The 23,209-nt window shown below is 66.1% G+C and carries 21 protein-coding genes; 19 read left to right on the top strand and 2 right to left on the bottom strand.

Going from position 1 to position 23,209, the window contains the following annotated elements; all coding sequences use genetic code 11:
• Nucleotides 1–10 precede the first annotated feature (10 nt).
• Both M878_RS55405 and glyA read right to left on the bottom strand, forming a co-directional pair.
• Complete coding sequence (locus M878_RS55405; protein ID WP_023545121.1) at nucleotides 11–1,231, bottom strand: sarcosine oxidase subunit beta family protein; 1,221 nt, start codon at nucleotides 1,229–1,231, stop codon at nucleotides 11–13.
• Nucleotides 1,228–2,529: a serine hydroxymethyltransferase gene (gene glyA / locus M878_RS55400; protein ID WP_023545120.1), complete on the bottom strand. Its 1,302-nt coding sequence runs from the start codon at nucleotides 2,527–2,529 to the stop codon at nucleotides 1,228–1,230. The genes M878_RS55405 and glyA overlap by 4 nt, the downstream gene beginning before the upstream one ends.
• 116 nt (nucleotides 2,530–2,645) lie before the next feature.
• Here glyA and M878_RS55395 point away from each other — a divergent pair, with 116 nt between their 5' ends.
• The 19 genes from M878_RS55395 to M878_RS55310 all read left to right on the top strand — a co-directional run bounded on the left by M878_RS55395 (nucleotide 2,646) and on the right by M878_RS55310 (nucleotide 23,054).
• Nucleotides 2,646–3,311 (top strand): GntR family transcriptional regulator, encoded by a 666-nt coding sequence (locus tag M878_RS55395; protein WP_023545119.1) that lies wholly within the window; start codon nucleotides 2,646–2,648, stop codon nucleotides 3,309–3,311.
• Between the two features lie 843 nt (nucleotides 3,312–4,154).
• Nucleotides 4,155–4,391, top strand: a complete 237-nt coding sequence (locus M878_RS93680; RefSeq protein WP_245238045.1) for a transposase — start codon at nucleotides 4,155–4,157, stop codon at nucleotides 4,389–4,391.
• Between the two features lie 148 nt (nucleotides 4,392–4,539).
• Nucleotides 4,540–5,193 carry a clorobiocin biosynthesis transcriptional regulator CloE gene (gene cloE, locus M878_RS47070; RefSeq protein WP_165821706.1) on the top strand — a complete coding sequence of 218 codons (654 nt, stop codon included), beginning with the start codon at nucleotides 4,540–4,542 and terminating at the stop codon, nucleotides 5,191–5,193.
• A 76-nt stretch (nucleotides 5,194–5,269) separates the two neighbouring features.
• On the top strand, nucleotides 5,270–6,358 hold the full coding sequence (locus M878_RS55385; protein WP_023545116.1) for a prephenate dehydrogenase: 1,089 nt from the start codon (nucleotides 5,270–5,272) through the stop codon (nucleotides 6,356–6,358).
• 579 nt (nucleotides 6,359–6,937) lie between these two features.
• The gene (locus M878_RS55380; protein ID WP_063750643.1) at nucleotides 6,938–7,897 is read left to right on the top strand and encodes a ParB/RepB/Spo0J family partition protein; all 960 of its coding nucleotides are present in this window, start codon (nucleotides 6,938–6,940) and stop codon (nucleotides 7,895–7,897) included.
• 214 nt (nucleotides 7,898–8,111) lie between these two features.
• Nucleotides 8,112–8,327, top strand: a complete 216-nt coding sequence (locus tag M878_RS55375; protein ID WP_023545114.1) for an MbtH family protein — start codon at nucleotides 8,112–8,114, stop codon at nucleotides 8,325–8,327.
• A 254-nt stretch (nucleotides 8,328–8,581) separates the two neighbouring features.
• Complete coding sequence (locus tag M878_RS55370) at nucleotides 8,582–10,384, top strand: amino acid adenylation domain-containing protein (protein WP_209445495.1); 1,803 nt, start codon at nucleotides 8,582–8,584, stop codon at nucleotides 10,382–10,384.
• A gap of 3 nt (nucleotides 10,385–10,387) precedes the next feature.
• Nucleotides 10,388–11,611, top strand: coding sequence for a cytochrome P450 (locus M878_RS55365; RefSeq protein ID WP_023545112.1), 1,224 nt, complete (start codon nucleotides 10,388–10,390; stop codon nucleotides 11,609–11,611).
• Between the two features lie 153 nt (nucleotides 11,612–11,764).
• Nucleotides 11,765–12,541: a 3-oxoacyl-ACP reductase FabG gene (gene fabG, locus M878_RS55360; protein ID WP_051430065.1), complete on the top strand. Its 777-nt coding sequence runs from the start codon at nucleotides 11,765–11,767 to the stop codon at nucleotides 12,539–12,541.
• A complete protein-coding gene (locus M878_RS55355) occupies nucleotides 12,538–13,275 on the top strand; it encodes an SDR family NAD(P)-dependent oxidoreductase (RefSeq protein WP_078630196.1) in 738 nt (245 codons plus the stop codon). Before fabG ends, M878_RS55355 begins: the two co-directional genes overlap by 4 nt.
• Before the next feature lie 6 nt (nucleotides 13,276–13,281).
• On the top strand, nucleotides 13,282–14,865 hold the full coding sequence (locus M878_RS55350) for a class I adenylate-forming enzyme family protein (protein WP_023545109.1): 1,584 nt from the start codon (nucleotides 13,282–13,284) through the stop codon (nucleotides 14,863–14,865).
• Nucleotides 14,866–14,878: 13 nt separating this feature from the next.
• Nucleotides 14,879–16,051, top strand: coding sequence for a nucleotide disphospho-sugar-binding domain-containing protein (locus M878_RS55345; RefSeq protein WP_078630195.1), 1,173 nt, complete (start codon nucleotides 14,879–14,881; stop codon nucleotides 16,049–16,051).
• Nucleotides 16,027–16,332, top strand: coding sequence for a phosphopantetheine-binding protein (locus M878_RS55340; RefSeq protein WP_106962669.1), 306 nt, complete (start codon nucleotides 16,027–16,029; stop codon nucleotides 16,330–16,332). Before M878_RS55345 ends, M878_RS55340 begins: the two co-directional genes overlap by 25 nt.
• A 30-nt stretch (nucleotides 16,333–16,362) precedes the next feature.
• Nucleotides 16,363–17,409: a ketoacyl-ACP synthase III family protein gene (locus M878_RS55335; RefSeq protein WP_023545106.1), complete on the top strand. Its 1,047-nt coding sequence runs from the start codon at nucleotides 16,363–16,365 to the stop codon at nucleotides 17,407–17,409.
• Nucleotides 17,399–18,529, top strand: a complete 1,131-nt coding sequence (locus tag M878_RS55330; protein WP_023545105.1) for an acyl-CoA dehydrogenase family protein — start codon at nucleotides 17,399–17,401, stop codon at nucleotides 18,527–18,529. The genes M878_RS55335 and M878_RS55330 overlap by 11 nt, the downstream gene beginning before the upstream one ends.
• 118 nt (nucleotides 18,530–18,647) lie before the next feature.
• Nucleotides 18,648–20,153: an amino acid adenylation domain-containing protein gene (locus M878_RS55325; RefSeq protein WP_031224166.1), complete on the top strand. Its 1,506-nt coding sequence runs from the start codon at nucleotides 18,648–18,650 to the stop codon at nucleotides 20,151–20,153.
• Between the two features lie 3 nt (nucleotides 20,154–20,156).
• Nucleotides 20,157–20,426 carry an acyl carrier protein gene (locus M878_RS55320; protein WP_023545103.1) on the top strand — a complete coding sequence of 90 codons (270 nt, stop codon included), beginning with the start codon at nucleotides 20,157–20,159 and terminating at the stop codon, nucleotides 20,424–20,426.
• Nucleotides 20,427–20,465: 39 nt separating this feature from the next.
• Nucleotides 20,466–22,169, top strand: coding sequence for a B12-binding domain-containing radical SAM protein (locus M878_RS55315; protein WP_245238042.1), 1,704 nt, complete (start codon nucleotides 20,466–20,468; stop codon nucleotides 22,167–22,169).
• 48 nt (nucleotides 22,170–22,217) lie between these two features.
• On the top strand, nucleotides 22,218–23,054 hold the full coding sequence (locus tag M878_RS55310) for an alpha/beta fold hydrolase (RefSeq protein ID WP_031224164.1): 837 nt from the start codon (nucleotides 22,218–22,220) through the stop codon (nucleotides 23,052–23,054).
• Nucleotides 23,055–23,209 lie beyond the last annotated feature (155 nt).

Below are 23,209 nucleotides of genomic sequence, written 5' to 3'. Positions count from 1 at the left end.
CAGGTCCTCCTCAGTGGGCCACGGCTGCCGCGCCGTGCTCGTCGATCAACGCGCCCGTCGTGAAGCGGTCGAGGGCGAAAGGGGCGTTCAGCGGATGCGGTTCGCCCGTGGCGATGGTGTGCGCGAAGGTCCAGCCGGCCGCCGGAGTGGCCTTGAAACCGCCCGTGCCCCAGCCGCAGTTGACATAGAGGTTCTCGACGGGGGTGCTGCCGACGATGGGGGAGGCGTCCGGGGTGACATCGACGATGCCGCCCCAGGTGCGCAGCACATGGGCACGGGCGAAGACCGGGAACAGCTCGACGGCGGCTGCCATCTGACGCTCGATCACATGGAAGGAGCCGCGCTGCCCGTAGCCGTTGTAGGCGTCGACACCCGCGCCCATCACCAGTTCGCCCTTGTGGGCCTGGGAGACGTAGACATGCACATGGTTCGACATCACCACGGTGGGGTGCACCGGCTCGTGCAGCTCGGAGACCAGCGCCTGGAGGGGGTGGGACTGCACGGGCAGCCGGAAGCCGGCCAGCCGTGCCAGCACGCCGCTGTGTCCGGCGGCCGCGAGTCCGACCCGGCCGGTGAGGATACGGCCGCGGCTGGTCTCGACGCCCACGACCCGGTCGCCGTCCTTGAGGAAACCGGTGACCTCACAGCCCTGGATCAGGTCCACGCCCAGCTCGTCGGCGCGGCGGGCCAGCGCCCAGGCGACGTGGTCGTGCTTGGCGATACCGGCCCGCGGCTGGAAGGTGCCGCCCAGGACCGGATACCGGGTGCGGGGCGAGACGTTGAGGATGGGGCAGACCTCGGCGACCTCGTCCGGCTCCAGCCACTCGGCGTCGACTCCGTTGAGGCGGTTGGCATTGACGCGGCGCACGCCCTCGCGGACGTCCTGGAGGGTGTGCGCGAGGTTGAGGACGCCGCGCTGGCTGAACAGGAAGTCGTAGTCCAGCTCCGCCGGGAGGCCTTCCCACAGCTTGAGGGCGTGCTCGTAGATCGCCGCGCTCTCGTCCCACAGGTAGTTGGAGCGGATGATCGTGGTGTTGCGGGCCATGTTGCCGCCGGCCAGCCAGCCCTTCTCCAGGACGGCGACCTTGGTGATGCCGTGGTTCTTGGCGAGGTAGTAGGCGGTGGCCAGGCCGTGGCCTCCCGCGCCGACGATGACGACGTCGTACGAAGTGCGCGGCTCGGGATTGCGCCAGAGGAAGTCCGGATGCTCCGGCAGCGGCTCGGCGGTCATGCCGCGGCTCCGTTCAGGTGGGGATAGAGGGGGAACGCGCCGGCGAGCTTCTCGACCCGGTCGCGCAGTTCGTCGTCGGCCTGTTCGCCCTTCAAGGCTTCGGCGACGATGTCGGCGACCTCGCGGAACTCCGTCGCGCCGAAGCCCCGGGTGGCCAGGGCAGGCGTGCCGATCCGCAGCCCCGAGGAGACCATCGGCGGGCGTGGGTCGAACGGCACCGCGTTGCGGTTGACGGTGATGCCGATGCGGTGCAGCCGGTCCTCGGCCTGCTGCCCGTCGAGCGCGGAGTCGCGCAGGTCGACCAGGACCAGGTGGACCTCGGTGCCGCCGGTCAGCACCGTGATCCCGGCCTCGGCCACATCGTCGGCCAGCAGCCGGCCGGCGAGGATGCGGGCGCCGTCCAGGGTGCGCCGCTGGCGCTCCTTGAACTCCTCGCTCGCCGCCACCTTGAAGGCCACCGCCTTCGCCGCGATGACATGCTCCAGCGGGCCGCCCTGCTGGCCCGGGAAGACCGCGGAGTTGATCTTCTTGGCCAGACCGGCCCGGCTGAGGATCACACCGCCGCGCGGGCCGCCGAGGGTCTTGTGCGTGGTGGTCGTGACGACGTCGGCGTACGGCACGGGGTTCGGGTGCAGGCCCGCGGCCACCAGTCCGGCGAAGTGCGCCATGTCCACCATCAGGTAGGCGCCCACCTCGTCAGCGATCCGCCGGAACGCGGCGAAGTCGAGCTGTCGGGGATAGGCCGACCAGCCGGCGACGATCATCCTGGGCCGGTGAGCGAGGGCGAGCTGCTCGACCTCGTCCATGTCGATGCGCAGGTCGGACTGGCGCACGTGGTACGGCACGACGTCGTACAGCTTGCCGGAGTAGTTGAGGCGCATGCCATGGGTGAGGTGCCCGCCGTGCGCCAGGTCGAGGCCGAGGATCGTGTCGCCGGGCTGGAGCAGCGCGAACATCGCGGCCGCGTTGGCCTGGGCGCCCGAGTGCGGCTGCACGTTCGCGGCCTCGGCGCCGAACAGGTCCTTCACCCGGGCCATGGCCAACTGCTCGATGACGTCCACGTGTTCGCAGCCGCCGTAGTAGCGGCGGCCCGGGTAGCCCTCGGCGTACTTGTTCGTCAGTACCGAGCCCTGGGCGTCCAGGACGGCGGCCGGGGCGAAGTTCTCCGAGGCGATCATTTCGAGCGTCGACCGCTGACGGCAAAGCTCGGCGTCCACCGCGGCGGCGACCTCCGGGTCGAGCTCGCTCAGCGGGCGGGAGAGGGAGGAGGTGACCGTGGTCGACGGGGTGGTTGCCATCTGTACACCATCCTGGGAAGACGACTAATAATAGCCAACTGATATATCAGTCTCTGCGGTAAGGTATGGGAGCTAGCCGGACAGGTCAAGAGGGCCGATGCGGCCAAGGGGGCTTCATGCAGCAGATGGCGACCGAGCCCAGGGGCGAGGAACTGTCCCTCGCCGAGCGCGCCTACCGCGCCCTCCGTGACCGCCTCGTCATGCTCGAGATCCGCCCCGGCGCGCCGATCAACGAGGACCAGCTGGCACAGTCCCTCGGTGTGGGCCGGACACCGGTGCGCGAGGCCCTGAAGCGGCTCCAGTACGAGCGCCTGATCACGACCTACCCCCGGCGCGGCACCTTCGCCACCGAAGTGAACATCACCGACCTGGCCCATATCTCCGAGGTGCGCCAGGAGCTGGAGCCCCTGGCCGCCGCCCTGGCCGCGCGGCGCGCCACGGCCACGGACCGGGCGACCCTGACAGCCCTGCGCCAGGAGCTGGAGCGCGCGGATTCCCGCCGGCGCGACGCCGCCGAACTCCTGCACCTGGACCTTCAGGTCCACCGCGCCATCTACGCCGCCACGCACAACCCGTATCTGGACGACACCCTCGTCCGCTACGACAACCTGGCCACCCGCATCTGGTGCCTGTTCATCGACCGGCTGTCCGACATGGCCGGCCATGTCGGAGAACACGGACCGCTGATCGAGGCGATCGTCGCCGGTGATCCCGACACGGCGGCACGGCTCGCCCGCAGCCACGTCGAGGGCTTCGAACGCGCCATTCGCGACGCCGTCTGAGACGGCACTGTGCGGCTGGCAACTCGCTTTTCTTTCACGCGAGTTCGCGACGGGGCCGGCGATTCTCCGTGTCAGTGCACCGGGCCCGGAGAGCCCCCGGTCGCAGCCGGGACCTGTCCGCCAAGGTGGTCCCAGACACGTCTCGGTGGCATCATCGTTGGTGATGTGTCGCAGGCCTGGCTGTAGTTCATGTCCAGGACCGTCACGAACATGCGGTGGAGTCTCTCGTCCGCACGGGCGCCACTGCCGAGATCGTCACTCCCGAGCGAACGCTCTCACATGTCGGCTCGTTCACGGCGTGCGGTTACTTCAACTCACTGGCGGAGAACGGCGTCGCGATCACGCCCCTCCGACCGGCCTCGGGGCCGTCGACTTGACGGAGCTCCTGGCGCGCAGGCCCCAGATGCTGGTGCGCAACGGTAGGAACGTCCATGCCGCGATGCTGGACGCCGCCCGCCTCTGCCGCGGGATCCGAACCCGCACCGCGGGAAAACCGGCCGCTGTACATTGGCGTTTGCGCAGCTCCGGGGCGCGAGGGAGGCCCCCAGGTCAGCAAGAGGCCAGCATGCGTCCCAGCCGCATCTGCGCCCGCTGACCTTCCGCCCGCTGCGCGGACGCGGGTGCGTGATCACTGACTTGTCGATCGGGGTGGACGCGACACGGTTCGGGTCTGAGGGCAGGGCCTCTTGGCAGCTCGGAGGTGTTTACGCCAACGAGCAGTCCAGGACGCCCTGTTGTCGCAGGCGCACGCCACCGCCGAGGCGGCATCCACCTCGGCCACCCCGTGTGTGACTGCTGGGCTCTCCGTCGACCATCCGGCGACTGCTGCCGACGCCCAGCTGGATGCGTGGCCGGGGCGGGCGGCCGGAGGTGTACTGCCACCCCGCGATGCCGGATGCGATCCGCTCTCTGGTGGACAACGGCATCAAATGGCGCGCCATGCCTGCCGACTTCCTGCCGTGGGATCGGATGTACGCGTTCTTCCGCCGCTGGCGTGACCACGGCTTGTCGCCGAGGCCGGATCCGAATGCCGGGGCTTCGACGGCGGCAAGCAGATCACCCAATTTCGCCATACTATAAGTAGTATGAGGTGCGATGTATCAGTGGCTCACGCAAGGTCTGGAGGTGCGCGGAGTTAATCTGATGATCGGTCGGTCGAAGCGGCGTGTCTCAGATGGACCGAGGCCACGCCGACTTGCTTGTCCTGACGACGGAAACGGGAGGCATCGTGGTCGCGTCTGGTCAGACAGCTTCGAAGGCTGGGGGAAGCGGCACCACTCCGGTGAGGCCGACTGCGGGAGAGGCGACCCCCGTTGACAGCAAGCAATCAAGGCACGCCTCGTATCTCGGCCTGGAGGTTTCGGCCGAGAGGACCAGGCTTCAGATCCCGCGAGATCTCTCCCTGGAGGCATGGTGCCGCCTCGGCGGAAGGATCCTCGCGGTATGCGACTCGTCGGCCTGGTGGATCGGTGATTGGTTGGTGTTCGGACAGAACCAGTACGGTGACCGATACCGCCGGGCAATGAAGGAGACCAAGCTCGACTATCAAACGCTGCGAAATTATGCCTGGGTGGCGAGGAAATTCGAGCCGTCCCGCCGGCGAGACGGCCTCACATTCCAACATCACATGGAAGTGGCAGCTCTCTCGGAAGCCGAACAGGACCACTGGCTCGACTTCGCAGTGCGACTGAACTGGTCGAGGAACGAGCTGCGCAAACAGATCCGGGCCAGCATGTCGGGCGAAGAAGGTGATCTCCGGCGCCAGGTTCAGCTCAGCCTCCAGTTAGACGAGTTACGTCTCGAACGATGGAGGGAGGCGGCGCGGCGTAGCAACCTGACTCTGACGGATTGGATCTCATCCGTCGTCGACGAAGCCATTTGATCGAATGCGCTCATACGGCATCGCTGCCTTACGGCACTGCTGCGTGACGGCCCCGAAAGGATTACGGGAGATCAACGTGCACACGGCCGTGATAATCGGGACCGGAATGATCGGCACGTCGATCGGTCTGTCGCTGCGGAAGCAAGGCGTCGACACCTACCTCATGGACGTCAGTCCCGTCGCACTGCGCATTTCCGAAGCGGTCGGTGCCGGGATGGCCGAGGAACCGCCGGAAGCGGTGGACCTGGCGGTGGTCGCCGTGCCGCCGGCCCAAGTGGCACCGGTGATCGCGTCTCACCAGTCGAGGGGAACCGCTCGCTTTTACGTCGACGTGGCGGGAGTGAAGGTCTCGTCCTTGCGTGAACTCGAAGCACTGGGTTGTGACCTTGCCACTGTGGTGGGTGGTCATCCACTGGTGGGACGGCCGGGATCCGGTCCTTTGGCGGCGCAGGACGACCTGTTCGACGGACGGCCGTGGGCGCTCGTGCCCGCAGCGGAAACAGATGCTTCCGCACTGAACTGCGCTCTCGAACTGGTCGCCTTGTGCGGGGCGATACCGGTCGTCCTGGATGCCGAGGCGCACGACCGGGCGATCGCCCTCGGCACGCTCGTCCCCCAGGTCGTTCTCACGCTCGCCGCCGCTCGCTTGACGGAGGCGGACAGCATCGCGTTACGGCTGCTGGGAGGCGTGTGGTCGGAGATACCCCAGCTCATCGGGGTCGACTCCGCCACATCGTGGACACAGGCCCTCGCCGCGAATGCGGCTCCGGTCGTGAGTGAGCTGGAAAAGCTGAGTCTGGACCTGACAACTCTGTTGGAGACACTCAGAGCTGTCGCGGACGGAAGCGGCTCGCCCGCGGAGCCTGATGGTCATCTGCTGGAGTTCATCCAGCGTGGCATCGATGGCTGCAACCGCATTCCCGGCAGGTACGGGATCCCCACGGAGACCGGACTCGCGGACATCGATGTTTTCGTCGAAGACCGGCCGACAGAGTTGGCTCGCCTCTTCAGGGACGTGGCAAGCGCCGGGGTGGTGATGCGCGGCATCAACATCTCGCAGCGGCCGGACAGCCTCGACCGTACGGTCACCATTTCGGTCACTCCGCGCAAGGCTGAGGACCTCCTGCACGAACTACGTCGCAGGAAGTGGCCAGCGGACGCCTGACATCGGGGGAGGGGGGTCACAGGTCGAGGGAGGCTGCCAGGGCCTCCTCAGCGATGTGCCCGAGGCTGTCGGAGGGCGCGGCGTAGACGCCCTCCGCGCGAGCCCTCCCGGGGTCCGTTCACCGCGCGGCACGGTCCGTCGGTGAACACTCGCGCATCAGCGGCGCTTACGGATCCGGCACCGATGCCCAGGACGAACCGTCGCCGGCTGCGCCGGCGAGGGCGATCGAAGCGGCCCACCTCGACCAGCAGCGAGGGGTGGGCCAGGGCCGACACCTCGGGTGAGCGTGCTCGCCGGGCGCACCTGCGCGAAGAACTCGACATGCACGGCGCCGATGGCCTACAGGGCGCTGATGCCGGTGACTTAGAATCGACCGGGAGGAATCGGCGATGGGCTCACCGCCAACCACTCACAGGCCGCGCCGAATAGAACCGACGATTCCGCACTTCTGCGCCGCCCGGCGGCGAATGAGCGATGAACGTGCGTGGATGCTGCTGAGCCTGGCCAAGACCTGCCTCTGGTCACCCATGTCCTGCACACGCTGATCCGGACCGAATCATTATGTCCTACGGGGGTCATATGAGTAACAGCGGTGATGAGGAGATCACGTCAATTTCGCCTAAAATAACCGGAAAAAGGGAACGAGTCTCGATCGGTTCTTTATTGCCGCCATCTAAACTACTGCGGTCTGGCGAGAGTACCGAACACATTCGTGCACTGGCTGAGACAGAGGAGACCCTGCCACCGATTGTCGTGCACCGTGAGACACGGCGGGTCATCGACGGAATGCACAGGCTGCGGGCAGCTCGTTTCCGTGGCGACGAATTAATCGAGGTCGTTTTCGTCGACGGTTCCTCAGCCGATGTGTTTGTCCTCGCGGTCGAGCTGAATCGTGCGCACGGCCTGCCGTTGACGATGGCCGAGCGTAAATCCGCCGCCGCGCGGATCATGGATTCGCACCCGCACTGGTCCGACCGCAAGATCGCACGGACCACTGGATTGGCAGCCAGCACTATCGCGTCTTTAAGGTCGTCATCCATCTCTGGCACGGTCGAGCGTAGAACCGGGCAGGACGGCCGAATCCGACCCAACGATGGCACGGGCGGACGGCAGCGCGCCAGCGACCTGCTGGCCCAGAATCCGAACGCGTCGGTTCGCGAAGTTGCCAAAATAGCGCGGATTTCGGTGGGCACCGCCAGCGATGTGCGCGCCAGATTGCGGCGAGGCGAGCCGGCGGTAACCGCCCGACAGCAGGCGGTCCTGAAACTGCGCCCGGCCGCGGCGACGCAACGGACCAGTCCGGACTATGGCCGCGTGCTGCAGAGCCTGCGCAAGGACCCATCGCTGCGTTTCACCGACGTCGGCCGACGCTTGCTCCGGCTGCTTGACGGCGCCGCCCCGGGCAGTGTCGAGCAGATTGCCCAGATCGCGGACAGCGTGCCGGAACACTGTCGAATCGTGGTGGTAGACATGGCCCGCGAGTGCGCGGCCGCATGGCAACATCTAGCCGACCAGCTCGCGGGCCGAGACACCGCCTGACGGAGAAATACGGTCTGATCCGGTGGCTGCGGGATGTTCAACTGCTCGAACCATACGGTTGAACATGGTCACCGGGTCCGGATCGGCATCTTGAACCGCCCCGGTGTGATGAAGAGGATGGAGAGACGGCTCAGCCCTCGAACCACCCTCGCAACACTCCGGGCGGTCAATGGTGGAACAAGACGCGTGAAATAACATCTGGGAGGTATTCGTCATGGCGACGAACCCGTTCGAGGACGAGAACGGCTCCTATCTGGTCCTGATCAATGGCGAGGGGCAGCATTCTCTGTGGCCTTCGTTCGCTGATGTTCCCAACGGGTGGACTGTCATTTTCAACGAGGCGTCGCGGCAAGACTGCCTCGATTACGTCAATGAGCATTGGACAGACATGCGGCCGTTGAGCCTGCAGCGGGCGATGGGTGGCGAGTAGCATCTGCTCATTCAAAAGTGGATTTGGCAATATGAGATAAATTATCGAAGGTTGTTCGAAGGCCGCCCCGCTTTACGGCAGGAGCAAGGCGTGATTCAATCGCGCAAAGCGTTCGATGCATGACTTCCCAGCGCTTGGAGTGTCGTCGAGATAGATATCGTGCAAGCTATCTCGGAAGTCACCTGTTCGTGCAGCATTCCCCTTCGGTCATTCGGGGAGTATGTTCCAATGGCATGGAGACTTAAGGGGGAAGTTTGTTAAACACGGGTCTGAACAAGGCTTCTCATCAGTCGGCGACAACAAGGACGGCACCGGTCACGCTGGCCGAACTCTGGGAGCGGACGGTACGCAGTCGGCCTAGCAGCCCGGCGATTGTCTCGAACAGCGAGATCCTGTCCTACGACGAGGTGAACGCCAGGGCGAACCAGCTGGCCCGACTGCTGCTCAACGAGGGGGCGGGGCCGGGCCGTCTGGTGGCACTGGCGCTGCCCCGATCCAGTCACATGGTGATCAGCGTGCTTGCCGTGGCCAAGGCTGGGGCGGCGTTCCTGCCGGTGGATGTCAACCACCCGAAGGAGCGGATCTCCTACCTGCTCGCTGATGCCGGGCCCGCATTGCTGTGCACCATCCGGGGCGCTGTCCCGAAGCTGCCTGCTGACATCGGGGTGCCGCAGCTGGTGCTGGACTCGGCCAAGCAGACTGCCACGCTCGACGCACTGCCCGACACCGACATGACTGAGGACGAACGCGGCGGCTCACTCGCCGCGACAAACCTGGCTTACGTGATCTACACCTCGGGCTCGACAGGCCGACCGAAAGGCGTCGCGCTGACCAGTGCCGGGTTGCCCGCCTTGGCCGCGGCCAAGGTCGCCACGATGCAGGTCACTGAGGACAGCCGGGTGCTCCAGTTCGCGTCGCCGAGCTTCGACGCCTATGTGACCGAGCTGCTGGCCGCTTTTACTGCCGGCGCCACATTGGTGCTGCCAGGACCGGACGCACTGGCCGGTGACCCGCTGGAAAAGGCGTTACGGGATGGCCGGGTCACCCACGCGGTGCTGCCGCCTGCCGCAGCCGCGACCGTGTCCCCGGACGCGGCGCAGGACCTACGCGTGCTGGTGGTGGCCGGCGAGGCGTGCCCGGCCGGCCTGGTGGAACAGTGGGCGCCAGGACGCCTCTTGGTCAACGCCTACGGTCCGACCGAGTGCACCGTGTGCGCGACCATGACCGGCCCGCTGACCCCGACGGACGAGGTCACTATTGGCCGGCCGATTCCGGGCGTGTCTGTGCACATCCTCGACAACGCGCTACGGCCAGCCGCGGTCGGAGAGATCGGCGAGCTGTACATCAGCGGTGCCGGGCTGGCGCGTGGCTACCTCAACCGCCCCGACTTGACCGCGCAGTTGTTCGTGGCCAACCCGTTCGCCGCCGACGGCGAACGGATGTACCGCACGGGCGATCTGGCCTCCATGCGGGCCGACGGCGACATCCTGTTCCATGGCCGGATCGACGACCAAGTCGAACTGCGCGGATTCCGAATCGAGCTGGGAGAGGTGGAGTCCGTGCTCAGCCAACATCCGGACGTGGCACAGGCGGTGGCCGTGCTGCGGGCGGGCGCAGCCGAGGGGCCGCAGCTGCTGGCCTACGTGGTGCCGACGCACGACACCACGCCCACAGCGGGCGAACTGCGTGAGCACGCCAGCCGCTTCCTGCCCGACTACATGGTGCCGTCTGTCTACGCGACCATCGACGCCGTTCCTCTGACTCCGGGCGGAAAGACAGACCGAGCCAAGCTGCCGGAGCCGATCAAGACCACCCGGTCCGCCGGCCAGGGACCGCGCACTCCTGCCGAGAAGATCCTTTGCGATATCTTCCGAGACCTGTTCGACCTTGTCGAGATCGACGTTCGCAGCAACTTCTTCGAAATGGGCGGGAACAGCATCTTGGCTGTCGACCTCATTCAGCGAGCGCAGGAAGCCGGCTTGGTGCTCTTGCCGAGGACCGTGCTCGACCACCCGACCATCGAGCAGCTGGCCGCGATAGCGACCCTCGGGGAGTGAGAGATGAGCACCCGTCCCACGGTGTCTCCCGACGAACTCGAACAGATCGACCTGGCCTCGCCGATTCTGCACGCCGAGTACGAGCTCGGTGAGGTCTTCCGCTACCTGCGGGCCAATCGGCCGATGTACTGGCAGCAGCCACGGGGTGAGCAGCCCGGCTTCTGGGTGATCAGCCGGTATGCCGACGTGAACGAGGTGTACAAGGACAAGGCGCACTTCACCACGGAGCACGGTAACGCGCTGGCGACCTTGCTGACTGGCGGTGACTCGGCCTCGGGCGCCATGCTCGCCGTCACCGACGGTGTGCGCCACCACCAGGTGCGCAACTTGTTGTCCAAGGGATTTTCGCCGCAGATGCTCGACCTCATCGCCAACTCGCTGCGGGAAACTGTTGACGGGCTGCTGCTGGCAGCGCTGGACCGAGGCGAATGCGATGCCGCGCAGGACATCGCGGCGAACGTGCCGCTGGGTGCCATCTGCGACCTGTTGGAAATTCCCCAGACAGACCGGAAATACCTGCTTGGCTTGACCGCGCACGCGTGGAGCACGGACTACGCGGACGAAACTCCTGAGGAGGGCTGGGTCGCCAAGAATGAAATCCTCCTGTATTTCAGCAAGTTGCTCAAGGAGCGTCGTGGTGGTGACCGGGACGATATGGTCAGCCTGCTGGCGAATTGCCGGATCGACGGCCATCCGCTCAATGCAGCCGAGCAGGTAGCCAACTGCTACGGGCTGATGATCGGCGGCGACGAGACCGGCAGACACGCCATCACCGGCACGATCCTCGCGTTGATCGAGAATCCCGACCAGTGGCGCGCCCTGAAGAACGGCGATGTCGATCTGAAGACGGCGACCGAGGAGGCACTGCGCTGGACCGTGCCGTCGCTGCACGGTGGCCGGAAGGCAACCGGAGACGTCGTGATCAATGGCCAGCAGATCAAGGCCGGCGATGTGGTCAGCGTGTGGATCTCCTCGGCCAACCGAGATGAGGCCATCTTCGATGCAGCGGACGAGTTCAAGCTCGCCCGCACCCCGAACAAGCACTTCACCTTCGCCTACGGCTCGCACTACTGCCTCGGCCACTACCTCGGCCGGATGGAGGTCTACGCCGTGCTCGACGGGCTGCGCCGGCTGGTAGGCGACCTGGAGCAGATCGGCGAAGAGCGGTGGATCTACTCCAGCATCTTGCACGGGATGAGCTCACTGCCGATCAGGATCACGGTCTGAAGGCCGGGGGGACGTGCACATGACGAGCACTGCCGACGCGGCCAACGCATTCGAGGACGGGCAGGGCACCGAGTTCTGCTCGGATCGCCGGGCAGTCCGCCTTGCGTACATCGAGCGGAATCGGTTGGCGCGCCGACCGCGGAGCGCAACCCGATGACCGGGCCCGCCGGATCCCCAGTGGCTTACGAGCCGGTCGCCATGGTCACCGGAGCCGGCCGGGGCATCGGCGCGGCCACGGCCGAGCGCCTTGCCGCGGAGGGCATGGCGGTGATCGTCGTGGACCGCGCCGAACAGGACACCACAGCCACCGTCTCAGCCATCCGCGCGGCTGGCGGACGGGCCCGCGGGATCGGCTGTGACGTCGCCGTAGCCCACGCGGTGACGGCCGCGGTCGCCTCGGCCGTCGAGGAGTTCGGTCACGTCGACGTGCTGGTGAACTGCGCCGGGGTCAACCAGGATCGGCTGCTGCTCACCATGAGCGACCAGGAGTGGGACACGGTCCTGGACGTCAACCTCGGCGGCACCATGCGCTGTTCGTTCGCGGTCGGCAGGCACATGTGCCGGCAGGGGCACGGCCGGATCATCAACTTCAGTTCTGTGGCCGCGCGCGGCAATGCAGGTCAGACCAACTATGCGACCGCGAAGGGCGCGATTGCCGGGTTCACCCGCACGCTCGCGGCCGAACTGGGTCCTCACGGCGTGACGGTCAACGCGATCGCACCGGGCTTCGTGGCCACGCCGATGGTGGACGAGCTGATCGAACGGCTCGGCGTGGACCGGGACACGGCCCTGCTGGAGGCGGCGATGTCCTCGGCCGTGGGCCGGATCGGGACGCCTGAGGAAATCGCCGCGGCGGTGGCCTTTGTCACCCGGCAGGAATCGGGCTACCTCACAGGGGAGACCATCCACGTGGAAGGTGGTCGGCGATGACAGGAGTCGCGGTCGTGGCCGGCGGCAGCGAGCACACGGGGCTCGCGGTCGCGCTCAGGTTGGCGGCGGGGGGCTTTGACGTCGCCCTGCTGGACACCGAATTCACGGCGGCCGACAAAACTGTCAGACGGATCGAGGAGTCCGGCAGGCGGTGCATCACCGTTGAGGCCGAGTTGACCGACGCCAGGTCGGTCGGTGTCGCTTTCGGCCAGGTGCGTACCGAGCTGAGCAGCCCGGCCGTGCTGGTCACCTGCGTCGGACCAGAGCCGGTGCCGGACGGGTTGCCCGAGGACGAATTCGCGGACGAACAGCGCTATACCCTGGTACGACGGTCGCTGCGCCCGGCGTTTGTATGCTGCCAGGCTGGGGCGGGCCAGCTACTGCACCACCGGTGCGGACGGATCATCATCGTCACCGAGCCGGTAGACGTCAGCGAAAATGCCTGGCGCACCTCCCAACCCGTGCTGGCCGGATTGATCGGTTTCACCCGGTCCGCGGCGCTGGAGCTGGCGAGGTCCGGTATCACCGTGAACCTCATCGCGCCCGCCGACTGCGCGGTCGACAGCCGGGCCCCGGCGCACCAACCGGCAGTCAACGACAGCGCGGGCTCCTACGCGGACGGGGTCGCGCACGTGACGGAGTTTCTGGTCGACGAGCAAGCTGCCGGAATCACCGGGCAGGCGATCTACGTCGCCGCTTCCCCAGCGGAAGTACCTCTACTTCGCGAAAGGTAGTCACTGGTGGCGAACAAGGACCACGGACCGGAGCACTACGTCACCCGCATCCTCGCCGAGGCGACCCGGGACGGCGCGCAACCGGTTGTCCGGTGGCGGGACACGGTAATCACCGGCACGGAGCTCCACCGATCGGTACAGCGGGTCGCGACAGCACTGCGCGAGGCAGGTGTGGCACGCGACCACGCGGTGGCCATCCTGACCCAGGTGAACAGCCCATGGATGCTGATCGTCCGCTATGCCGCACACCTGCTGGGCGCATCGGTCGTGTACATCACCGGGGCCAATCACGGCACCGTGACGCACGACCTGCCGGTGACCACCCGGGTCCGGATGCTGCGTGAAGCAGGCGCATCCGTACTGGTGTTCGACGAGCGCAATGCTCAGCTCGCCGAGACCGTCAACGAGACGGTTCCGGACAAGCTGGTGCTGTGCGGCCTCGGTCATCCGGCGTCCGGCACGGTGACCGTCGACGGCCGGCCGGTCGAGGACGTGTCGGTGGAATTCGCGCCCCAGGCACCCGAGCTGGCGATGGTCCTCTACACCAGCGGCACCACCGGTCAACCCAAGGGCGTGTGCAGACTGTTCCGGTCGTGGAACGCGTCGGTACTCGGCGGGGCCATGCATCCCCGGCCGGCTTACCTGGCCATGACCGCGGTGAGCCACACAGCCGGATTGATCGTCGACATGGCGCTGGCCGCCGGCGGGAGCGTGCTGCTGCGTGAGAAGTTCGACCCCGGCGACTTCCTGCGCGATGTCGCGCAGCACCGGATCACCGAGACGGTCATGGGCGTGGCGCAGCTCTACGCGATCCTCAACCACCCCGATGTCCGCACCGCGGACCTGTCCTCGTTACGACACCTGTTGTACCTCGGCTGCCCCGCATCGCCGGAACGCCTGCAGGAGGCGGCCACAGTGTTGCCTGGCGTGCTGGCCCAGTCCTACGGCTCCACCGAGGCCGGTCGGATCACCGTGCTCCGCGAGGCCGACCACGAACGTCCTGAACTGCTGGCCACCGTGGGCCAGGCGATGCCAGGGGTCACTATCGCCATCCGCGACCCGGAAACAGGACGAGACCTGCCGGTCAACCAGATCGGCGAGGTGGTGGTGCACAGCCCGGAAGCCATGGGCGGCTATGTCGCCGATCCTGAGCACACCGCGCGGGTGGTCCGGGACGGCTGGGTGCATACCGGCGACTTCGGCTCCGTTGACGAACGCGGGTACGTGCGGCTGTTCGGCCGGATGCACGAGATGGTCAAAGTGCAGGACACGCGAGTCAGTCCGACCGAGGTGGAGAAGGTACTCGTCGGCTGTCCCGGCGTGGTGGATGCGTGCGTGTACGGCCACCGCCGGTCGGACCTGATCGAGGAATTGCACGCCGCCGTCGTGCTCAGCACCGACGGCGCCCCGAGTTTCGCCGCTCTGCGCGACCACGTCGCGCAGGCCATGACCCCGACGCACGCTCCGATCCGGTTCGTCCGCTGGCGGCAGTTCCCGATCAACAACACCGGGAAGGTGGATCGGCTGCGGATCCGTGAGGTCAGCGCTGAGGCTCGCGGTGAGAGCCCGGACGTGCTGGTGGACAGGTGAGGTGAGTCATTCGATGAGAGTGCTGTTCACGAGCCTGCCCGGTATCGGCCACCTGTTTCCCATGGTGCCGCTCGCCTGGGCGCTACAGGCGGCCGGGCACACCGTGCTGGTCGCCACCGACCGTGAGTTCCTCCCGGTGGTGACGGCAGCCGGACTGCCTGGCGCGGCCGTGCTGGACCCGATTGACCCGGTCGAGCTGTTCAGACCGGCAGGCCCGTCCGGCGGTCCGGTGAGCCCGGCTGAGAGCACCGGCCACCGGTGCGCCGAGAGCGGTATCCGAGCGCTGCCCGCCATCCGTGCACTCGTCGACGTGTGGCACCCGAACCTGGTGATCGCCGAACCGATGGAGCTGGCCGGGCCTGCCGCAGCGGCGATTGCCGGCGTGCCCTGGGTGCGGCACTCCTACGGCCTGGCCCCGCCCCAGCGACTGCTGAGCGCCGCGGTTGCGGCCCTGGACACCGAACTGGCAGTACTCGGGCTGTCCCCGTTGGGGAGACCGGCCCGGACGATCGACGTGTGTCCCGACAGCCTCCAGCCTTCGGACGCGGTGGCGACCACGCCCATGCGGTATGTGCCCTACAACGGCCCGGCCTGCGTGCCCGATTGGCTACTGGCCGGGCCGTCGGCCCGGCCCCGGGTATGCCTGACCCTGGGCACGTCCCTGCCCCGGCGCGATCCGCAGGTCGCACCGCTGTGGCGGCTGCTGCTGGATGAACTGGTGGCTCTGGACCATGAGGTGGTCATCGCCATCGACGAGCGCCACCGGCCGCTGCTGGGTCACTTGCCCGGCGGTGTGCGTGCCGCGCGGATCCCGCTGTGCGACCTGCTGCCGACCTGCACCGCGATCGTGCACCACGGTGGCTCCGGGAGCACCATGGCGGCGGCGTCGTTCGGCGTGCCGCAACTGGTCATCCCGCACTTCGCCGACCATTTCGCCAATGCTGAGCGAATCACCGCAGTCGGCGCGGGCATGAGCCTGCCGCACGACACCGATGACCCAGCGCGGATCGCAGCAGCCTGCGCGCTGATCACCGGAGACGGCCCGTACCGCGCGGTCTCAAGCCAACTCGCCAACGAGAACGCGAGCCGACCGAAACCAACCGAGGTGGCCCAGGACCTGGTGGCACTGGCCCTCGAGCACGACACAGTGGAACACAATCGATGGGGGAATTACGCGAGATGGTAAGTGGGCCCACCGAGCTTGAGCACGTCCTTACCCGCCTGGAAATACTGCTGAACGACGTCTGGGACCAGCGACCAGCGGGGGCGGCGACGTCTGCCACCGCACCGCTGGTGAGCCTGGGGGTGGACTCGCTCACGCTCGCGCTGCTGCTCGACAAGGTGGGCAGAGAATTCCACATCGACTGGACCGCCGACACTCCTCCGGGCGCAGCAAGCTCGCTACGTTCTATCGCGGATCTTGTTCTGCGACGGGACGGTGGCGGCGCCACCGCTGCCGAGGCATAGGCGCAACAGATGCGGACATCAGGTATATACGTGGCCGGGATCGGAGTCTTCCGGCCCAAGACGGAGAGCGTCGATGTCGCAGTGCGGCAGGGGCTCGTCTCGAAGTACGCTGCTGACGCCTCCGGGATCACTGGCGTGGCCGTCGCCGGCGACGTCTCCCCTCCCGAAATTGCGCTGATCGCTGCACAACAAGCACTCAAGAGTAGTGGGCTGAGCGCCGATGACATCGGGCTGTTGCTCTGCACAGGGGTTTGGCACCAAGGACCCGACGGGTGGGGACCGCAGTACTTTCTCCAGCGACACCTGCTCGGTGACGATCTGCTGGCCGTGGAACTCAGGCATGGCTGCAACGGGACTTTCAGCGCATTGGAATTGGCCGTCCCGTATCTGAGGTCCGCACCTCACGTTGGCGGGGCACTGATCACCGCCAGTGACAATTTTGGTACCCCGCTGATCGACAGATGGAATCCCGGCGAAGGGCTGGCCTTTCTGGGTGACGGCGCGGGCGCGGTGGTGCTGGGCACTTCTCCGGGGTTCGCGGAACTGTTGTCCATATGCACCGCTTCCTTCTCCGGGATGGAGGAGGTCCACCGGGCCGGCGAGCCGCTTTTCCCGCCCGGCGCCACCACCGGTACCTTTCTGGACTACGGTGCCAGAGCCGCACGCTTCCAGCAGAAGGCGACCGATGACGGCACTTGGGTGCAGTTCCTCCTGGGCCACCAGAAGCACAACCTGGAGTGCGTGGAACAGGCACTCCACGAGGCCGGTGTGGACGCCCGCGACATCAAGACCGTCGTGATCCACAGCATGCCGCGACAGGCTGCCGCCTCCTACCTGAAGATCCTCGGTTTCTCGCTGGAAAGCTCGACCTGGGAGTTCAGCCGGACAACCGGCCACCTCGGGGCTGGCGACCATCTCGCTGCCCTGCACCACCTCTTGTCGACGGGCAAGGTCGGCCCCGGCGACAACCTGCTGCTCTGCGGTTCCTCGCCGGGCGTGACATACAAGGCGGCCGTCATCCGAATCCTCGACACCGCCGCCTTACGGAACCAGGAGGCTCGGCCCGATGGACTTTGACCTCAGCCCACAGCAGCAACAGCGGGTCGACCACATTCGCGCAGGGGCCGGCAAGCTGCCGTCCGCGAAACCCGATGGCGTCGCTGGAAAGGACAGCTGGCTGGCTGCGGCCGAACTCGGCATGACCGGCCTGTGCCTGCCCACGGAACACGGCGGCGGCGGGCTCGGCGCCCTGGACACGGCGCTGTGCCTCGAAGCGTTCTGCGCCGGCGGCGCGGACACCGGCCTCGCCTTCGGGATCGCCGCACACCTGCTCGCCTGCGGTACGGTCCTGACCGACCACGCGGGCGACCCGGTGCGGGCCGAGCTGCTACGCGGACTGACCTCGGGAACCGTGATCGCCGCGAACGCGATGACGGAGGACGACGCGGGATCGGACCTGAGCAGACTCGCCACGACAGCCGTAGCCGACAGTGACAGCTACGTCCTGAACGGAAAGAAGTCCTTCGTCAGCAACGCCCCGCTGGCAGACGTCTTCATCACCTACGCGGCCACCACACCGAGCGCCGGTTATCTGGGGATGTCGGCGTTCGCCGTCCCCCGAACGCTGCCCGGCTTGCGGATCAACTCCCCACTGGCCAAGATGGGGTTGAACGGCTGTGCCGCCGCGCAGGTCGAGTTCACCGACTGCAAGGTTCCTGGCCGCTATCTGCTGGGCCCCGAGAACCAGGGCAACAGCATCTTCCAACGCTCCATGATCTGGGAACGCGCCTGTCTGCCCGCGATCTACTTGGGTGCGATGGAGGTTCAATTAGCCCAGTGCGTGGACCATGCCCAAAGTCGCCGGCAGTTCGGCCGCAGCATCGGGACCTTTCAGGCGATCTCCCACCGGCTCGCCACCATGAAACTGAGGCTGGAAACCAGCCGCCTGCTTCTCTACCGCGCGTGCTGGTACCTCGACCAAGGCCGTTCGGCCGTGGAGGCGGTCGCATTGGCCAAGACGGCAGTCGCCGAAGCCGCCGTAGCCAACGCGCTGGACGCGGTGCAGGTGTTCGGCGCGCGGGGGTATCTGGCCGCGGACGGCATCGGCCAGCAGCTTCAGAACGCCATACCGCTGAACATCTTCTCGGGAACGACGGAGATTCAACGGGAGGTTGTCGCAAGGAGCATGGGGTTATGAGCGGTCGGGTCGAAAGCTGGAGTAGCAAGTGATCTCTGACGGTAGGACCAAAGCCTTTCGTGCCGTCAGCCGCTCACTTGACCAACCAACCTTTCCTACTGCGCACAGGAGCCGAAGCATGAGTGATCGGCGCGGCCTCCACGACCTGCTTGCCGCCTCCGCAGCTCGCACGCCCAACGCTCCTGCGGTTATCGGACCCGCCGGTTCGATGAGCTACGGAGAACTCGACGAACGAGCCAACGACCTGGCGGGCAGGCTGTCCGGTCGTGGAATCGAAAAGGGGGATCGAGTGCTGATCTGGTCCCCAAAGTCTGCCAACGCGATCGCCGCTATGCAGGCGGTCCTGCGCCTCGGTGCGATCTACATCCCGGTCGATCCCCTCACTCCCCCCGAGCGGTTCGCGGCGATCGCGCGCGAGTCCGGGGCGCTCGCCCTGTGTGCTCCGGACGACCTGTCCGCGCGGGTTCCCAGCCCCCTTCGCGACCGCCTAGCGTGTGTTGATCTCGACGCCGCGCCGGTGCCCAACGCCCTCCCGACTGCACCGGTGAACACGCGCGTTGAACCAGACGATCTCGCCTATATCCTCTACACCTCGGGTTCGACCGGGACACCCAAGGGCGTCTGCGTCAGCCACCGCAGTGCCCTGGCCTTCATCGATTGGGCCGTTGCGGAACTCGCTCCCGGCCCGCAGGACCGCTTTGCCAACCATTCAGGGCTTTCGTTCGACCTCTCCGTCCTCGACCTCTATGCAGCCTTCACCGTGGGGGCGGCCGTGTGTCCGATACACGCCGAGTTCGCGTACGCCCCGGAACGGCTGGTCGAGTTCCTGCACCGCGAGCGGATCAGCGTGTGGTATTCCGTGCCTTCCGTTCTGATTCTCATGCTGCGTGACGGCGGTCTGCTCGACCGGCCCGCGCCCGAGACGCTCCGCGCGCTACTGTTCGCCGGCGAGCCGTTTCCGATCGGCTATGTCCGAGCCCTCGCCGCCTGGTCCGACGCCCGGCTGCTCAATCTGTACGGACCTACCGAGACCAACGTGTGCACCTATCACGAGGTCCGCCCCGCGGACCTCGCGCGCGACCTGCCAGTCCCGATCGGAAGGCCGTGCAGCGGCGACCGGGTCTGGGCTCGCCGCCCCGACGGTTCGGAAGCCGAACCCGGTGAGGAGGGCGAGCTGGTCGTCAGCGGGCCGACAGTCTTTGCCGGTTACTGGGGCCGGCAGCCACAGGAGGGCCCCTACGCGACCGGCGATCGAGTCAAGGTCCGGCCAGATGGTTCGTTCGATTACCTAGGGCGCCACGACGACATGGTGAAAATCCGTGGACACCGGATCGAACTCGGAGACGTGGTCGCCGCGCTGAACTCCCACCCAGGGGTCGCCGAGGCCGCCGTCGTCGCGGTGGGCGAGGGGCTGGACCGGAACCTGGCCGCGTTCGTGATCCGAAGCCAGGGAAGCAGTTTTGGAAACGTCGCGCTGCGTCGACACCTGGCCGACAGACTCGCACCCCACATGATCCCCGGTGACATCCGCTTCGTCGACCAGCTGCCTCACAACGATCGGGGGAAGCTCGACCTCGCGGCTCTGCAAATACCACTCCACGGCGCACAGAAAGTTCAAGGGTGAGAAATGACGACCCAGACCCGAGAAGACATTTCGTCCGAGTTGCTCACCTTCATCCGCGAGAGCTTCCTGGCCGGGGACCCAGAGGGTGAGCTCGACGCGGACACCCCGTTGCTCGAACTCGGGATACTCAACTCCCTGAACACTGCCACTCTGATCGCGCACCTCGGGGAGAGGTTCGGCGTCCACGTGCCATTGATGGACGTCACCGCCACTACCTTCAAGTCCGTGCGCACCCTGAGTGAGATCGTGCACGAGAGCCTGTCGCGAAAGTGAATACTGTCGTCACCGCCAACAAATAGTTTGGATGTCCCAGTGAAATTGAACGCGGACATGTTCCTGCTACATGCGCCCAGCGTGTACGACTTCCGGGACCGTGACGACATCCTGTTCGCCTACCTGAGTGACAGCGACAGCGTCAACGTCACGTCCGTCTACGAGATGTACCCCATCGGCTGGTTCTCGATCAAGCAACAGCTGGCCGACCACGACTTCGACTGCCAGATCGTCAACATCGCCTCCCTGATGTTGAAGCACCCGGATCTCGATGTCGAGCGACTGATCGAGCGGCTGGAAGCGCCGGTCTTCGGCTTCGACCTGCACTGGATGACCCAATGCAACGGCGCCATCGAGCTGGCTGAAGTGGTAAAGCGAATTCATCCAGAGTCGCTGATCGTCTTCGGTGGCATCTCGGCGACCTACTTTGCCCGGGAACTCATCCAGTACCCGCAAGTGGACGTCGTTGTCCAGGGCTACGACACTCTCGCCCCCATCACCCAGCTGGTCGAGGCCGTGGTCCGGGGTGGCCGAGACTTCAGCTCGATACCCAACCTCCTCTACAAGGGTAATGACCGGGTCGAGACCACAGGATTCAGCCACAAACCCGCCACGGACTACAACAACGTCAGGAATGACTGGTCCTACTACCAGAACACGCCTGTGACACCGCTTGCCAGCAAGCTGATCATGACGCTGCCGAACACCGGGTGCGCCCACGACTGCGGCTGGTGCGGCGGCTCCCGCTTCGCCTATCGCAACATCATGGAGGTGGGCACCAAAACCCTGGTGCAGAAGGACAACGACCTGATCGTCGAAGAGCTCAAGACGATGGGCGAGGCGGCCAAACACACCTCCATCTACGCCCTCCAGTGCTACTCAGAGGGCAAAGCAAGGATGCACACGTACCTCGACGCCGTGCACGACCTCGGGTACCGGAGCGTCTTCTTCGAGCAATTCAACCTGACGCCCCACGACACGCTGAAGAAGATGGGCACATCCACAGACTCGTACATCATGCTCTCTCCCGAGTCGCACGACCCAAAGATCAGCAGGGCAGCCGGTCGCGGCACATACACAATGGCCGAGATGGAGGAATGGATTCCACGCGCGCTGGATGCCGGTGTCAAGGGCGTGATGATTTGGTTTTTCATCGGCATGCCATATCAGGACAGGCAGTCCGTGCGCGACACGGTCACCTACTCGGAGCACCTGATCCGCAAATTCGCGGGGCAGCCGGTCCTGCCGCTCATCTGTCCCATGGTGCCCTTCCTGGACCCGGGCTGCCGCTTCTTCGAGGAGCCCGACAAGCATGGCTACCGAATCCACCACCGCACGCTGGAGGAACATCGGCAGGCCATGGTCGAACCGCTCTGGTACCGCCGGCTGAACTACGAGACCAAGTGGTTGAGCCGACGCGGCATCCAGGATGTCTCCTATGAGGCGATCGAGCGGTTGGTGAGTATCAAGGGCGAGCACGGTGTTTTGTCCAGCGTGTTTTGCGAAGCGGTGCTGAAGACAATTGACCAGACCAAGCGGCTCCTTGCGGAGATGGATCACGCTCTCTCCCTGGACGGCCGGCTTCCCGCAACCCTGCGAGACGAGATGCGTGCTTACAACCGCAAGATCCTCGCTTATTCCAGCGACCAGATCCTGCCCATACCCCGCCCCTTCGGCGGACGCTGGTTCGATGACGTCACCGTGCCTGAGGAGATGATCCGCGAGCTGTCGATGACCCCGTGAACCCACGGAGACGGCAGACTCCCCAACAGCAGAGAGGACCAACTGAGCATGGCGAATGACAAACCGGTGGTGCAGAGCCTGAAGGTGCCTGGCGCGCGCTTGCACTACGAGATCCAAGGCGCAGGTCCCCTGCTCGTTGTGGTCGGTCTACCGATGGGCTGCAAGGGGTTCGCGCCGATCTCGCAGCTGCTGGCCGAGCACTTCACGGTCGTGACCTTCGACCCCCGTGGGGTCATCGGCAGCCCTCTGGAAGACCCAACCCAGGAGGCAGAGCCAGAGTTGATGGCCGACGACGTGCACCGGCTCATTTCGACGCTCGACGCCGGGCCGGTGTACTTGTTCGGCAGCAGCGGAGGCGCTGTAACCGCGCTTGTGTTGGCTGCCCAGCACCCTGAACAGGTCAGGGCGCTGGTCGCGCACGAGCCCCCGCTGCTCGAGTTGTTGATCGACCGCGAACAGATGCGCGCCGCCATCGATGAGATCTGCGACCTTTACCGTGAGAACCGCCCCGTGGCGTTGCAGAAGTACCTCGCCCTGGCCAACATCCGCCTCCACCGGCCGGCCCAGCAGCCGCCCGAACCGAATTCGTTCACCGACCCGGAAGACGTGTGGACCATCCTCGATCGGCTCTTTCATCACACCCTTCGCCCAACTACCCGCTACCGACCCGACATCAACGCGTTGCGCCCCATGGGCGACCGAATCGTCATCGCCGGCGGATCCACGGCCGAGGGGTCACTCTTCCACCGCACCGCGGTCGCGCTCGCCGATCAGCTCGGCACCAAACTCGTTGAGTTTCCCGGCGACCACACTGGCTTCCTGACCGAGTCGGAGTCCTTCGCCCAGTTGCTGTTCGAGGTGCTCACAAACGCACGTCCCGCATAACGGTGCTTGTCGGAGTGCTGGCGCACCACGCACACTCTCTGCCAGGATTTACACGTCCGCTCGTACCTAACCAGCACTCACGCCCACGGAATCCGCGCCATCGACGCCATTCACCTCCGGAACGGAAGCTTGGCTATCTGTATTTCCGTTACCCG

It is taken from the genome of Streptomyces roseochromogenus subsp. oscitans DS 12.976 (assembly GCF_000497445.1).
Classification (GTDB): domain Bacteria; phylum Actinomycetota; class Actinomycetes; order Streptomycetales; family Streptomycetaceae; genus Streptomyces; species Streptomyces oscitans.
The sequence above is the reverse complement of the archived record's forward strand: the minus strand, read 5'-3'. Positions and strand labels throughout refer to the sequence as shown.